This window comes from Eubacterium sp. An11 (assembly GCF_002161065.1).
GTDB lineage: Bacteria > Bacillota > Clostridia > Lachnospirales > Lachnospiraceae > Anaerobutyricum > Anaerobutyricum faecale.
The window spans coordinates 1-15,527 of record NZ_NFLV01000009.1; the positions used below are offsets into that span (position 1 = coordinate 1).

Consider the following 15,527-nt stretch of genomic DNA (forward strand, 5'->3'; position numbering starts at 1 on the left):
ACAAGGCATTGATAAAAGTTCTCCTCCTCCACTTCGGCAGACTGGTACCTGGCTGTATTTCGTCAATATAAATCAGACGCCTGCGCTCACAGTCGTCGTCAAACCATATCAATACCTCGCCTTCTCCAAATGCAGTCTGCGTGCATAGAGATTTACAAAGAATCCTGGCTACCCTGGCGAAACAACAGATTGTGGCAGTTTTTGACTGTTAAACGGTCCCATCGATGATAACAAAAATACCTGATTCAAACCGACAGAAGCGCTGCCTGTGTGGCTTGCTCTGCAGGTTCATGCCAGACAGACGCGACCGCCAATTTTGGTATCCGCTGATTCCTCTGTAGCCATAACCTGCTGTTTCGCCAGCGTAGCACAGGATTTTTGTAAAGGTGGAACAGAGGCTTTTCAACAGGCAGATGACGTTTCGGACACATACGGCTTTCGACCGCGAGCTGTGAGGGAGGACTGATATAGTCATTTTACAATGATACCCCCGGTCAGTCCGACTGAGGGCCGAGTCGGCGAATCCGTATGTGCCCTTACGTCATTATCTGTCTGAGCAGATAGCTGTTACCGCCTTTACAAATCCCAATTTGATAGTAAAACAAAACAGCCGCCTCCAAACTGGAAGCGGCTGAATCATTTAAAGTTTATTCTACTCTGCGAGTATTTTATTCGATTAGTTTAGGATAAGATACCTGCCCGAATTACTCGATGATAGAAGCAACACGGCCTGATCCAACAGTACGTCCACCTTCACGGATAGCGAATGTAAGACCCTGCTCCATAGCTACTGGGTGAATCAGCTCGATTGTCATTTCTACGTTGTCACCAGGCATGCACATTTCTGTTCCTTCTGGAAGAGTGATAACACCTGTAACGTCAGTTGTACGGAAGTAGAACTGAGGTCTGTAGTTGTTGAAGAAAGGAGTATGACGTCCACCCTCATCTTTTGTTAATACGTAAACCTGAGCGGTAAATTTGTGATGGCATGTAACACTGCCTGGCTGAGCCAGAACCTGTCCACGCTGAATCTCTGTTCTCTGAACACCACGAAGAAGAGCACCGATGTTGTCACCAGCCTGAGCTTCGTCAAGAAGTTTACGGAACATCTCAACACCTGTTACGACAACTTTACGTGTCTCATCTGTGATACCAACGATTTCAACTTCATCGGATACGTGAAGTACACCACGCTCTACTCTACCAGTAGCAACTGTACCACGACCTGTGATGGAGAAGATATCCTCGATAGGCATCAGGAATGGCTTATCTGTATCACGCTGTGGATCTGGGATCCATTCGTCAACAGCATCCATAAGCTCAAGGATCTTGTCGCCCCATTCGCTGTTAGGATCTTCCAGAGCCATAAGAGCGGATCCCTGGATGATTGGAGTGTCATCTCCTGGGAAGTCGTACTCATTTAAGAGCTCACGGATTTCCATATCTACTAACTCTAATAACTCTTCGTCGTCTACCATGTCACATTTGTTCATGAATACAACGATGTAAGGAACACCTACCTGACGGGACAGAAGGATATGTTCTTTTGTCTGAGCCATAACACCGTCTGTAGCAGCTACAACAAGGATAGCACCGTCCATCTGAGCAGCACCTGTGATCATGTTCTTAACGTAGTCGGCATGACCTGGGCAGTCAACGTGTGCGTAATGTCTTTTCTTTGTCTCGTACTCTACGTGAGCTGTGGAGATTGTGATTCCACGTTCTCTCTCTTCCGGAGCTTTGTCGATGTTATCGAATGCTACGTACTCACCAAGACCTAATCTCTCATGAAGAGTCTTTGTGATAGCAGCTGTTAATGTTGTTTTACCATGGTCAACGTGTCCGATGGTACCAATATTACAATGTGGTTTAGTTCTTTCAAACTTAGCTTTAGCCATTTGAATTTCCTCCTTAAATATACGCCCCGACGGGCTGATTTAATATTACACATTCTGCCGCTCGGCCTGTCTGACCGAGCAGGCTCTGGTCATAGCCAAGCCGCGGCTCAATGCCGCACCTGCTATGATTATATTTCATTTTAAGTTGATTTGCAAGTAAAAATTACCTCTTATTTGTATAATCTACTTACATAATTCTTACAAAATTATTTGCCCCTTGCGTCCAGGATCTTCTCCTGTACGTTTTTCGGAACTTTTTCATAGTGATCGAAGAACATGGAGTAGTTACCACGGCCCTGTGTTCTGGAACGCAGGTCTGTGGAGTAACCGAACATCTCGGATAACGGAACATAACCGTGTACGATACGTCCGCCGCCCACATCTTCCATACCTTCGATACGTCCACGACGGGAGTTGATATCACCGATAACATCGCCCATGTATTCCTCAGGCATAGTTACGTCAACCTTCATGATAGGCTCCAGTAATACAGGATCTGCTTTCTTCATGGCATCCTTGAACGCCAGAGAACCTGCTACTTTGAAGGCCATCTCGGAAGAGTCGACTTCATGGTAGGATCCGTCGTAAACAGTAGCGTGTACGCCGACTACAGGGAATCCGCCAAGGATACCTGCTTTGGCAGCTTCTTCGATACCAGCGCCGACAGCCGGAATGTATTCTTTCGGAATAGCACCGCCGACAACCTCGGAATCAAATTTGAATGTCTCTTCACCGTTGACATCCATCGGCTCGAAACGTACTTTACAGTGACCGTACTGACCACGTCCACCGGACTGTTTTGCATACTTGGAATCTACATCCACAGCTTTTGTGAAGGACTCTTTGTAAGCAACCTGTGGAGCACCAACATTTGCTTCTACCTTAAATTCACGAAGCAGACGGTCTACGATGATCTCCAGATGGAGCTCACCCATACCGGCGATGATGGTCTGTCCTGTTTCTGTATTGGTATGAGCACGGAAGGTTGGGTCCTCTTCGGCAAGTTTTGCCAGAGCCTCGCCCATCTTGCCCTGTCCTGCTTTTGTCTTAGGCTCGATAGCCAGCTCGATAACCGGTTCCGGGAATTCCATGGACTCAAGGATGACCGGATGCTGTTCGTCACAGATGGTATCACCGGTGGAAGTAATCTTAAATCCTACTGCCGCAGCGATATCTCCTGCGTAAACTTTATCAAGCTCTGTACGTTTGTTGGCATGCATCTGAAGGATACGTCCAACACGCTCTTTTTTGCCTTTTGTGGCATTTAAAATGTAGGAACCGGAATTCATAGTACCGGAATATACACGGAAGAATGCCAGTTTACCTACGAACGGGTCTGTCATGATCTTGAATGCCAGAGCTGCGAACGGAGCATCGTCAGAAGATTTTACGGATACTTCGTTGCCGTCCAGGTCAACACCTTTGATGTCTTCTACATCGGTAGGTGCCGGTAAATATTCGATGACTGCGTCCAGAAGTTTCTGAACACCTTTGTTTCTGTATGCTGTACCGCAGCATACCGGAACCATGGTACAATCACAGGTTCCTTTACGAAGAACAGCTTTCAGCTCTTCTACGGAAGGTTCTTCCCCTTCAAGGTAAGCCATCATCAGATCATCGTCTGCTTCGCAGATCTTTTCTACCATATCTGTATGGTAAAGTTCTGCGTCTTCTTTCATATCTTCCGGAATATCTACGATATCGATATCCTCGCCTTTCTCATCATTGTAGATGTAGGCTTTCATTTCCATCAGGTCGATGATTCCCTTGAAGTCATCTTCTTTACCGATTGGAAGCTGAATCGGGATCGCATTTTTTCCTAATCTTGTCTTAATCTGCTCTACTGCACCGTAGAAATCCGCACCCATGATATCCATCTTGTTGATGAATGCCATACGAGGTACGTTGTATGTGTCTGCCTGACGCCATACATTTTCGGACTGTGGCTCAACACCGCCCTTGGCACAGAATACACCAATTGCACTGTCCAGTACACGAAGAGAACGCTCTACCTCAACGGTAAAGTCCACGTGTCCCGGAGTATCGATAATATTGATACGATGCTCTAATGCACCTGGTTTTGGTTTGCAGTTTTCCTGTAAAGTCCAGTGACATGTCGTGGCAGCGGAAGTGATCGTAATACCTCTTTCCTGCTCCTGCTCCATCCAGTCCATGGTAGCAGTACCTTCATGAGTGTCACCAATCTTGTAATTTACACCAGTGTAATAAAGGATACGCTCTGTTAATGTGGTCTTACCAGCATCAATATGAGCCATGATACCAATATTTCTGGTTCTCTCAAGTGGATATTCTCTTCCAGCCAAGTCTCTTTCCTCCTATTAGAATCTGTAATGTGCGAAAGCTTTGTTAGCTTCTGCCATCTTATGCATATCTTCTTTCTTCTTTACAGATGCGCCTGTGTTGTTAGCTGCATCCATAATCTCTTTTGCCAGTCTTTCTTCCATGGTTCTCTCGCCTCTCTTACGGGAGTAAAGAGTGATCCAGCGAAGAGCCAGTGTCTGACGTCTGTCTGGTCTTACATCGATAGGTACCTGATAAGTAGCACCACCGATACGTCTGGATTTTACTTCCAGAGCCGGCATAATGTTGTTCATGGCATCATTGAACACTTCAAGAGCATCCTTGCCTGTCTCCTGTGCTACGCGCTCAAATGCACCGTAAACGATTCTCTGAGCAACGCCTTTCTTACCATCTAACATAATGTTATTGATAAGCTTTGTAACCACTTTGTTATTATAAATAGGATCTGGTAATACATCCCTTTTTGCAATATGTCCTTTACGTGGCACGGTTCTTCCCTCCTTAATTAAATCTTTCTGATTTGCATCAGATATTAAATCATCGGTACTCACGGAGAAATCTTTCTCCAATGTTCATGCTCGGACTGCGATCTATATTTACCTGCAACCAACAGAGAAAATATTGCTATTCCGGCATTGATTCTATCTGTCTTACCATAACCGGCAGTCAGCAGTGCTTTTCACGCACTGACGGACAACGTCTGATAAGTCTTATTTTTTAGGTCTCTTAGCGCCGTATTTGGAACGAGCCTGTTTTCTGTTGGCTACACCGGCAGTATCAAGAGTACCTCTGACGATGTGGTATCTGGTACCTGGCAGGTCCTTTACTCTTCCGCCACGGATAAGCACAACGCTGTGTTCCTGAAGGTTGTGGCCTTCACCTGGAATATAGCTTGTTACCTCGATACCGTTGGAAAGACGAACTCTGGCAATTTTACGAAGCGCTGAGTTAGGCTTCTTAGGAGTTGCTGTCTTAACTGCAGTACATACACCACGTTTCTGTGGTGAGCTGGCATCTGTTGCTCTCTTCTTTAAGGAGTTAAATCCTTTCTGAAGTGCAGGTGCTGTGGATTTCTTTGCTACAGACTGTCTTCCTTTTCTCACTAACTGGTTAAAAGTAGGCATTCTGAATTTCACCTCCATACATATTTTCTAATGTGGTTGCCTGATAGTTTCTTCTTGGCATATTGCCTCATGGACAAATCATTTTGATTATATCCATATGCGGACATAGTTATACATCCGCAGACAATTCTAGATTATATCTTCATTCCCATTCTTTGTCAAGGCTTTTCTCGCACAGAAAAGACAGAAAGACCGCAGATTTTCACTGCGGTCTCTGTATCATATCTCATTGGACATCTGTTATTCTTCCGGTTTCTCCTCATCCAGAGACAGAACGGCTTCTTCTGCCATATTGTCCTTCATCTCATCTTCCAGAGAAGTGTATCCCTCTTCGTAATCGAATTCGTCCGGTTCCTCTTCCGCAATCTGCTGGGAAGCGCTGGAACTCAGATGAAGATTACGATATTTCTTAAGACCGGTACCGGCCGGAATCAGTTTTCCTAACAGTACATTTTCTTTCAATCCGATCAGCGGGTCAATCTTTCCTTTGATGGCCGCGTCAGTCAGAACCTTGGTGGTCTCCTGGAAGGATGCGGCTGACAGGAAGGAGTTGGTTGCCAGGGAAGCCTTTGTGATACCAAGAAGCGTCTGCTCGGCAGTTGCCGGCTCTTTGCCCTCAGCCACAAGTTCTTTGTTGGTCTTCTCCAGTTCCAGGATATCTACCAGAGAACCTGGCAGGTACTGGCTGTCTCCCACCTCATCAATACGGACTTTCTTAAGCATCTGACGGACAATGATCTCAATGTGTTTGTCGTTGATATCAACACCCTGCAGACGGTATACTCTCTGTACCTCGCGCATCATGTAATCCTGCACGGCACGGACACCTTTAATTCTCAGGATATCATGCGGATTGACAGAACCTTCTGTCAGTTCATCACCGGCTTCCAGATACGTTCCGTCCAGGACTTTGATTCTTGCTCCGTACGGAATGGCATAAGTTTTGGATTCGCCTGTGTCATTGTTTGTCACGATGATCTCACGTTTTTCCTTGCTTTCTTTTACTTCTGCGTATCCGCCGATTTCAGTGATAATAGCAAGACCCTTCGGCTTACGTGCCTCAAAAAGCTCCTCCACACGAGGAAGACCCTGTGTGATATCATCACCGGCTACGCCGCCGGCATGGAACGTACGCATGGTAAGCTGTGTACCAGGCTCACCGATGGACTGTGCGGCGATAATACCGACTGCCTCACCTACCTGAACAGCCTGACCGGTTGCCAGGTTGGCGCCGTAACATTTGGAGCAGGCGCCTGTGTGAGACTTACAGGTAAGCATCGTTCTGATTTTTACCTTGGTATAGCCTGCCTTTACGACTTCTGCAGCACGTTTTGCTGTGATCATGCAGTTGGCAGCCACGATCATATTGCCATCTGCGTCTTTATAATCTTCTGCAGCATACCGTCCGGTGATTCGCTCTTCCAGCGTCTCGATCGTCTCTTTTCCATCCATGATGGATTCCACATACATACCCGGAATCTCATCGGAGCCTTCACAGCAGTCCTGCTCGCGGATAATGAGCTCCTGAGATACATCGACCATTCGACGGGTCAGGTAACCGGAGTCGGCAGTTCGAAGGGCTGTATCGGACAGACCTTTACGGGCTCCGTGGGCGGAGATGAAGTACTCCAGTACGTCCAGACCTTCACGGAAGTTGGACTTGATCGGCAATTCGATGGTACGACCGGATGTATCGGCCATCAGACCACGCATACCGGCCAGCTGTTTGATCTGCTGGTTGGAACCACGGGCTCCGGAGTCAGCCATCATGTAGATGTTGTTGTATTTATCCAGACCGTTGATCAGCTTATCCGTCAGCTCCTCATCGGCCGCAAACCATGTCTGTACAACAGCTTTGTAACGCTCTTCCTCTGTCATGAAACCACGGCGGTACTGTTTGGTAATGTACTCAACCTGTTTCTGAGCATCCGCAAGGATCTGCGGTTTTTCTTTCGGCACAGTCATATCGGAAATAGATACGCTCAGAGCGCCGATGGTGGAATATTTATATCCTAACGCCTTGATGTCGTCCAGCACCTCGGCAGTCTTTGTGGTGCCATGAACGCTGATACAACGGTCAAGGATCTGTTTTAACTGTTTCTTTCCACACTGGAAATCAATCTCCAGCTTGAGGAAATTCTCCGGATCGGAACGATCTACAAATCCCAGATCCTGCATGATGACTTCATTGAACAGGATCCGTCCCATGGTACAGTCGATAATACGGCTTCCCATGGTGCCGTCCGGTCTCTTTCCCCTTCTCTTTACTTTAATCTTGGAGTGAAGGGTGATCACTCCGTTTTCGTAAGCAAGAAATGCTTCGTTCTCTGATTTGAAGCATTTGCCTTCTCCCTTTTCTCCGTCCTTTTCCATGGTCAGATAGTATACACCGAGGACCATATCCTGAGAAGGAACGGCTACCGGAGCACCATCGGACGGTTTCAGAAGGTTGTTCGGAGACAGCAGAAGGAAACGGCACTCTGCCTGCGCTTCCACGGAAAGCGGCAGATGGACCGCCATCTGGTCACCGTCAAAGTCGGCGTTGAAGGCAGTACAAACCAGTGGATGAAGCTTGATGGCCTTACCTTCTACCAGGATAGGCTCAAAAGCCTGAATACCAAGACGATGCAGTGTAGGAGCACGGTTTAACATAACCGGATGCTCTTTGATGACATCTTCCAGCACATCCCACACGGCCGGCTGCAGTTTCTCTACCATCTTCTTGGCAGACTTGATATTATGGGCAAGTCCGTTGCTGACCAGTTCTTTCATAACGAACGGTTTGAACAGCTCGATGGCCATCTCTTTTGGCAGACCGCACTGATAAATCTTCAGCTCCGGTCCAACGACGATAACGGAACGTCCTGAATAGTCCACACGTTTTCCCAGCAGGTTCTGACGGAAACGTCCCTGCTTACCTTTCAGCATATCAGAAAGGGACTTCAGTGCACGATTTCCAGGGCCGGTAACTGCTCTTCCTCTTCGTCCGTTGTCGATCAGGGCATCCACGGCCTCCTGAAGCATACGTTTTTCGTTGCGGATGATGATATCAGGCGCACCCAGCTCCAGAAGACGTTTCAGTCTGTTGTTACGGTTGATAATCCTTCTATATAAATCGTTCAAATCGGAAGTGGCAAAACGTCCGCCGTCCAGCTGAACCATCGGGCGGATATCCGGAGGAATGACCGGAACTGCATCCAGGATCATCCATTCCGGACGGTTGCCGGAGAGGCGGAACGCCTCCACAACTTCCAGACGTTTGATATTTCTTGCTTTTTTCTGGCCGCTGGCATTCTTCAGGCTCTTCTTGAGCTCTGCGGACTCAGCCTCCAGATCAATCTCCATGAGAAGCTCTTTGATGGACTCTGCTCCCATACCCACACGGAAGCTTCCAAGGCCATCTTCCTCTGTACGGTACTCTTCGCAGATACGACGGTATTCCGCATCGGACAGCACATCTTTCTTGTTAAGATTGGTATTGCCCGGGTCCAGGACAACATAGGAAGCAAAGTACAATACCTTTTCCAGAGCTTTCGGAGACATATCAAGAATCAGTCCCATCCGGCTCGGAATTCCCTTGAAGTACCAGATATGGGATACCGGCGCCGCCAGTTCAATGTGTCCCATACGCTCTCTGCGGACGCTGGATTTGGTAACTTCCACACCACATTTGTCGCAGACAACGCCTTTATAACGAATTTTCTTATATTTACCACAGTGACATTCCCAGTCCTTGCTCGGTCCGAAAATTCTCTCACAGAACAGACCGTCCTTCTCCGGTTTCAGAGTACGGTAATTGATGGTTTCCGGTTTCTTTACTTCACCTCTGGACCATTTACGAATCATTTCCGGAGATGCAAGTCCGATTTTGATGGCATCAAAATTGATTGGCTGTTCTGCTGGTTGATTATTCATATCAGACATAGGTTACTCCTTCCATATTATCCTAGGATTCAGAATCATCTGAATTCATCGTCGATGTTGCAAAGAACTCCTGAGGCGCTGACTCGCCAGCCTCCTCTTCCAGTGTACTTTCTTTATATCCGTAAGACTCCAGGTCTTCTTCTCCTTTATACTGATTGTCGTTCGGGCCGCTCTCGATCATCGGAGTCAGAGCGTCATTGACATGATCTGTGCTCTCCTGGATCTCGACCTCTGTCATATCCTCTTTCAGGACACGGACATCCAGCGCCAGAGACTGGAATTCCTTAAGCAGTACCTTGAAGGACTCCGGAATACCTGGCTCAGGAATATTTTCACCCTTGATGATCGCTTCGTATGTCTTCACACGACCCACCACATCATCGGACTTCACAGTCAGAATCTCCTGCAGGGTGTAAGATGCGCCGTAAGCCTCCAGGGCCCAAACCTCCATCTCACCGAAACGCTGGCCGCCGAACTGAGCTTTACCACCCAGAGGCTGCTGGGTTACCAGGGAGTATGGACCGGTGGAACGGGCATGGATCTTATCATCAACCAGATGGTGGAGCTTCAGGTAATGCATGAAACCGATGGCTACCGGAGAATCAAACTCTTCACCGGTACGTCCGTCACGGAGACGAACCTTTCCGGTACGGTCAATCGGAACACCCTTCCACTCTTCTCTGTGATCACGATTGTCATACAGGTACTGCATGATATCGTCGTTGACCTTATCGCCCCAGATCTCGGAGAACTCTTCCCAGGTCTTATTGGCGTAATCGTTGGCCATCTCCAGGGTATCCATGATATCGTGCTCGTTGGCACCGTTAAAGACCGGTGTTGCCACATTGAAGCCCAGCACTTTGGATGCGAGACTCAAGTGCAGCTCCAGCACCTGTCCGATATTCATACGGGAAGGCACGCCCAGCGGATTCAGCACGATATCCAGCGGACGTCCGTTCGGCAGGAACGGCATATCTTCCACAGGAAGGATACGGGAAACCACACCCTTGTTACCGTGACGGCCGGCCATCTTATCTCCCACGGAGATCTTACGTTTCTGAGCAATATATACACGAACAGATTTATTTACGGTCGGAGCAAGCTCGTCGCCGTTTTCTCTGGTAAATACTTTGGTATCCATAACGACACCGTAAGCGCCGTGAGGCACACGAAGAGATGTATCACGAACTTCTCTTGCCTTCTCACCGAAGATGGCACGGAGCAGTCTCTCCTCTGCGGTAAGCTCTGTCTCTCCCTTAGGAGTTACCTTACCTACAAGGATATCTCCGGCGTGAACTTCAGCGCCGATACGGATGATTCCGTTCTCATCCAGATCCTTTAATACATCTTCGCTTAAGCCCGCCAGGTCTCTTGTGATCTCTTCCTGACCAAGCTTTGTATCTCTGGCTTCCGCCTCATATTCTTCAATATGAACGGAAGTATATACGTCCTTCTGCACCAGTCTCTCACTGAGCAGTACGGCATCCTCGTAATTGTAACCTTCCCAGGTCATGAAACCGATGAGAGGGTTCTTTCCGAGAGCCATCTCGCCGCCGCAGGTAGATGCACCATCTGCCAGCACATCGCCCACTTCCACGCGGTCTCCCTTGTTGACGATCGGACGCTGGTTCATACAGTTACCCTGATTGCTCCGGGAGAACTTGATGACATGATAGGTATCACGGATACCGTCGTCACGTTTTACCACGATCTCCTTGCTGGTGGAGTACTCTACCACACCGGCATGATGAGCCAGGATACATACTCCTGAGTCTCTGGCCGCCTTAGCTTCCATACCGGTTCCCACAACAGGCACCTCTGTCTTTAACAGCGGCACAGCCTGACGCTGCATGTTGGACCCCATCAGGGCACGGTTGGAGTCGTCGTTCTCCAGGAAAGGAATCATGGAAGTTGCCACGGAGAACACCATCTTCGGGGATACGTCCATGAGGTCTATTCTGGATTTCGGGAACTCGGATGTCTCTTCTCTGTAACGTCCGGATACGTTGGTATGGATGAAATGGCCTTCTTCATCCAGAGGTTCGTTGGCCTGCGCCACTGTGTAGTTATCTTCTTCGTCGGCAGTCAGGTAAACAACCTCATCGGTTACCACCGGATTCTTCGGATCTGTTTTATCGACTTTACGATACGGAGCCTCGATGAATCCATATTCGTTGATTCTCGCGTAAGTGGCAAGAGAGTTGATCAGACCGATGTTCGGGCCCTCAGGAGTCTCGATCGGACACATTCTTCCGTAGTGAGAGTAATGTACGTCACGAACCTCGAAACCGGCACGGTCTCTGGACAGACCGCCAGGTCCCAATGCGGAAAGACGTCTCTTGTGGGTAAGCTCGGACAGCGGGTTATGCTGATCCATAAACTGGGACAGCTGAGAACTTCCGAAGAACTCTTTGACTGCCGCCGTCACCGGCTTGATATTGATCAGGGTCTGCGGAGAAATAGACTCCATGTCCTGAGTGGTCATACGCTCGCGGACCACTCTCTCCATACGGGACAGACCGATCCGGTACTGATTCTGCAGCAGTTCACCGACTGCACGGATACGACGGTTGCCCAAATGGTCAATATCGTCGTCATTGCCGATGCCGTATTCCAGATGGATATTATAGTTGATGGAAGCCAGAATATCTTCCTTCGTAATATGCTTCGGAATCAGCTCGCTGATACTCTTGCGGATCGCCGTCTTGATCTCTTCTATATCGTCATAATCTTCCAGAATTTTTTCAAGGGATGGGTAATAAACTAACTCTGTCACACCAACTTCTTTCGGATCCACATCTACAAAACTGCGGATATCCACCATCATGTTGGAAAGGACCTTCACTTCCCGTTCTTCTGTTTCCAGATACACGAACGGAACAGCAGCATTCTGAATCTCATCAGCCTGCTCTTTTGTGACCTTAGTACCGGCCTCAAATAAAATCTCGCCGGTGGAAGGATCCACAACATCCTGGGACAGAACATGCCCTGCGATACGATTGCGGAACATCAGCTTTTTATTAAATTTATAGCGGCCGACCTTTGCCAGATCATACCGTCTTGCATCAAAGAACATGCTGTTGATCAGACTCTCGGCGCTCTCCACGGACAGAGGTTCACCCGGACGGATCTTCTCATAAAGCTTCTTGAGACCTTCCTGATAATTGGTAGCCGTATCTTTCTCAAGCGTCTTCAGGATCTTAGGCTCTTCTCCGAAGAGCTCCTTGATCTCGGCATTGGTTCCAATGCCCAGCGCACGGATTAAAACAGTGATCGGCACCTTTCTGGTACGGTCCACACGAACATAAAATACGTCGTTGGAATCGGTCTCGTACTCAAGCCATGCACCACGGTTTGGAATGACCGTACAGGAGAAAAGCTTCTTACCGGTCTTGTCATGGCTGATAGAGTAGTAGATACCAGGGGAACGGACGAGCTGGCTGACGATAACACGTTCCGCGCCGTTAATCACGAAAGTTCCTGTCTCCGTCATCAGAGGCAGGTCACCCATAAAAATGTCATGCTGTTTAAAATCGTCCGTCTCCTTATTGTGAAGTCGTACCTTCACCTTCAAAGGAGCTGCATAGGTGGTATCCCGTTCTTTACATTCTTCTATTGAATACTTTCTGTCTTCTCTGCAAAGCTGAAAATCAACAAATTCCAGACTGAGCTGTCCGCTGTAATCGGTAATCGGAGAGATGTCATCGAATACTTCTCTCAGTCCGTCTGTCAGAAACCACTGATAGGAATCCTTCTGCACCTCAATGAGATTCGGCATATCGAGTACATCTTTTTGTCTTGCATAGCTCATTCTGATATTTTTGCTTCCCGGAATTCGCATAGGTCGCAGTCTGTTCTTTTCCATTGATGTTTCACCCCTTGAACAATCTTGCTGATAAACTTCTGGTTACTTCATTTCTTTTCATGTAGGCACACAAGCCCATTGTGAATCAGTTTAATATGATATCATATTAAAAATATCATGTCAACTATTTTTTTCCTGTTTTATATAGATGTGCAAATGTCAAGTTTTTTTGCAACATTTTTTTTGAAAAATTTTAAAGATTTATGGGCCTATCCCTGTTTTATCCTTATTATAATGTACTTTTACACAAAAATCCATTACATCTACGTGATAAGACGTTTTTTTCACATTGTCTCATAATATAATTTCCTCAATAATAAAAAAAGGTACGACAAAAAGGCTGTCTTTCGGCAGCCTATACGCATCTTTTTTGCTTTTTCTATCTCAATTATCAGCTAATTGACGCTGATTCCCAATTTTAATAATTCTTCCTGGAACAACTCTCCCGCCGATCGAAATCCGAACAACTTTCTGGGATAGTTGTTTATCCAGTCTTCTACGTACTGAATTTCAGTACGGGGCATAAAGTCAAAATTAATGCCTTTGGGGATGTGCCGACGGATAAGGCGATTGTTGTTTTCATTACTTCCCCGTTCACAACTGCGGTATGGGTGACAGAAAAAGAGTTTCGTCCGCTTTTTTCGACTTCTTTTTGACCGTTCTATTCCTTTTACATCGCTAAACTCAGTCCCATTATCTACTGTGATTGTCTTAAATATTTTACGAAAAAGCGTTGTCCCCAACTTTCTTTCCAGCCCATCCAATGCTCTGACAACAGATGCGGCAGATTTATCTTTCATTTTTCGTATGATTTCTTCCCTTGTCTTCCGTTCAGTTAGGACTAATAGTATATTTTTTGATTCTTTCTGTGCCCCGACTACGGTATCCATTTCCCAGTTTCCAAACTCTTCTCTCTTATCTATATGTTTTGGCCGCAGGCTGATACTGGTTCCCGCCTGTGCCCGTTTCTGTACCTTGACACGCTTTTTCTTCTGCTTCTTTTTTCTAATCGGAAGGTCTTCCATCGTAAGATTTAAAAATATCCCCTTCCTGATATAAGAATATAATGTATTCACACATATTGTCGTCTGGAATCCTTGGTCTGTATCTCTTTTTGCTGTGACAAGTGCTGCCTCCGGGGAATATTTATCTTCTATAATCTTCTTTTCCAAATAAGATGCATATTTCAAATCATTGCCTATTTTTAATTGTCTCCCCCGCTTCTGCAAATTTTCCTTATATTTTTCGTTCGCCACATATGGGTCATACACTTCTGATTCCGTCCAATCAGAGTTTCTTTTGGTAAATTTCCCCCGTTTTATCTCCCGATATATCGTTGTCTTCGCAACATGTAACAATTTTGCAATGTCTGGCACTTTCATTTTCCCTTTAAGACATATATCTAATTGCAAGCGATCTTCATATTTTAATTGTCGCCATTTTTCTCCCATTATATTTTCCTTTATCTATAATAAATTGGCCTGCTACATATACATAACAGGCCAACAAAATTTTCAATATATAACATATGGTAATATAATCATTAAGGTTCATTCCTTCTTATTCCCAATTAATAGCATCATGAGGAATCGTCCCATTCTTTTTTCTGTCTTCCCGTCCTTCCAAGAGGGCTTCCAGTTCTCCAGGTTCTGGCTCTACCTCTGGAACGAATTTCACAATCACACGGTATAATACTTCAATATCATTTTCCGGCACTAATTCTATCAGATTTTTTAACATTTCTCTACTCATGTTTTGCCTCCTATAATCTTTTATATGCCTGCCCTCTTGGGATGATATTATCAATATAAATTTTATCATCTTCCATTGTAAACAGGACTCTCAAATCACCAACACGGAGTCTATAACCTTCTCCCGCCCCTTGCAACTTTTTAATATCTCCAAATGGTATTTTTTCAATTGCTTCTTTCAGCCTTTTTTTCGTCGGTTTATCTGCTGAATTAATGTATTTCACTGATTTCTTACTATATTCTATTTGCAATTTCTTTTCCCCTCCCTTCTTTTTACTACACATATTTTATCACTATTTTTTGTGATTGTCAACATGTGTATCACAAATTTTTGAGAGATATTTTTCTCTGTCCTCATCTGTCTCTATATATTTTATAATGTCTCTTGGCTGCATTTCCAGAACTGCACACAATCGATTAAGGTTATCTAATGATATTTTAGTGTCTCCATTACGGAATTTTCTCATTGTTTCTTGCCCAAAAATTCCTGTACTTTTAGCTTTTGTTGTATTTATACCCACTTTTTCCAATTCACTGATTACATCTATTTTATATTGAAGCATTCTTTTTTCTCCTTTTCTATATTATATACTATTTTATTTTTTATAGTTTATCATTTTCTCACATATATAGTCAAGCATTT

General features: G+C 45.9%; 10 protein-coding genes. All 10 read right to left on the reverse strand.

Translation table 11 applies throughout. The annotated features are described in order from the left end of the window. Positions 1-704 precede the first annotated feature (704 nt). On the reverse strand, positions 705-1,898 hold the full coding sequence (tuf, locus tag B5E53_RS08540) for an elongation factor Tu (RefSeq protein WP_087314095.1): 1,194 nt from the start codon (positions 1,896-1,898) through the stop codon (positions 705-707). A gap of 206 nt (positions 1,899-2,104) precedes the next feature. Further along, the gene (gene fusA, locus B5E53_RS08545) at positions 2,105-4,222 is read right to left on the reverse strand and encodes an elongation factor G (protein WP_087314097.1); all 2,118 of its coding nucleotides are present in this window, start codon (positions 4,220-4,222) and stop codon (positions 2,105-2,107) included. 15 nt (positions 4,223-4,237) lie between these two features. Continuing rightward, complete coding sequence (gene rpsG / locus B5E53_RS08550) at positions 4,238-4,708, reverse strand: 30S ribosomal protein S7 (RefSeq protein WP_087282101.1); 471 nt, start codon at positions 4,706-4,708, stop codon at positions 4,238-4,240. Between the two features lie 222 nt (positions 4,709-4,930). Further along, positions 4,931-5,344 carry a 30S ribosomal protein S12 gene (rpsL, locus tag B5E53_RS08555; RefSeq protein WP_087282102.1) on the reverse strand — a complete coding sequence of 138 codons (414 nt, stop codon included), beginning with the start codon at positions 5,342-5,344 and terminating at the stop codon, positions 4,931-4,933. A 240-nt stretch (positions 5,345-5,584) separates the two neighbouring features. Continuing rightward, positions 5,585-9,268 carry a DNA-directed RNA polymerase subunit beta' gene (gene rpoC, locus B5E53_RS08560; RefSeq protein ID WP_087314099.1) on the reverse strand — a complete coding sequence of 1,228 codons (3,684 nt, stop codon included), beginning with the start codon at positions 9,266-9,268 and terminating at the stop codon, positions 5,585-5,587. 22 nt (positions 9,269-9,290) lie between these two features. Further along, positions 9,291-13,133 (reverse strand): DNA-directed RNA polymerase subunit beta, encoded by a 3,843-nt coding sequence (locus B5E53_RS08565; RefSeq protein ID WP_087314101.1) that lies wholly within the window; start codon positions 13,131-13,133, stop codon positions 9,291-9,293. A gap of 395 nt (positions 13,134-13,528) precedes the next feature. Further along, complete coding sequence (locus B5E53_RS08570) at positions 13,529-14,584, reverse strand: IS30 family transposase (RefSeq protein WP_087314103.1); 1,056 nt, start codon at positions 14,582-14,584, stop codon at positions 13,529-13,531. Between the two features lie 109 nt (positions 14,585-14,693). Next, complete coding sequence (locus B5E53_RS08575) at positions 14,694-14,885, reverse strand: hypothetical protein (RefSeq protein WP_087314105.1); 192 nt, start codon at positions 14,883-14,885, stop codon at positions 14,694-14,696. A 10-nt stretch (positions 14,886-14,895) separates the two neighbouring features. Beyond that, complete coding sequence (locus B5E53_RS08580; RefSeq protein WP_087314107.1) at positions 14,896-15,168, reverse strand: hypothetical protein; 273 nt, start codon at positions 15,166-15,168, stop codon at positions 14,896-14,898. 9 nt (positions 15,169-15,177) lie between these two features. Continuing rightward, entirely contained in the window at positions 15,178-15,447 is a 270-nt protein-coding gene (locus tag B5E53_RS08585; RefSeq protein ID WP_087314109.1) for a helix-turn-helix domain-containing protein, read from the reverse strand. Between the last annotated feature and the right edge of the window lie 80 nt (positions 15,448-15,527).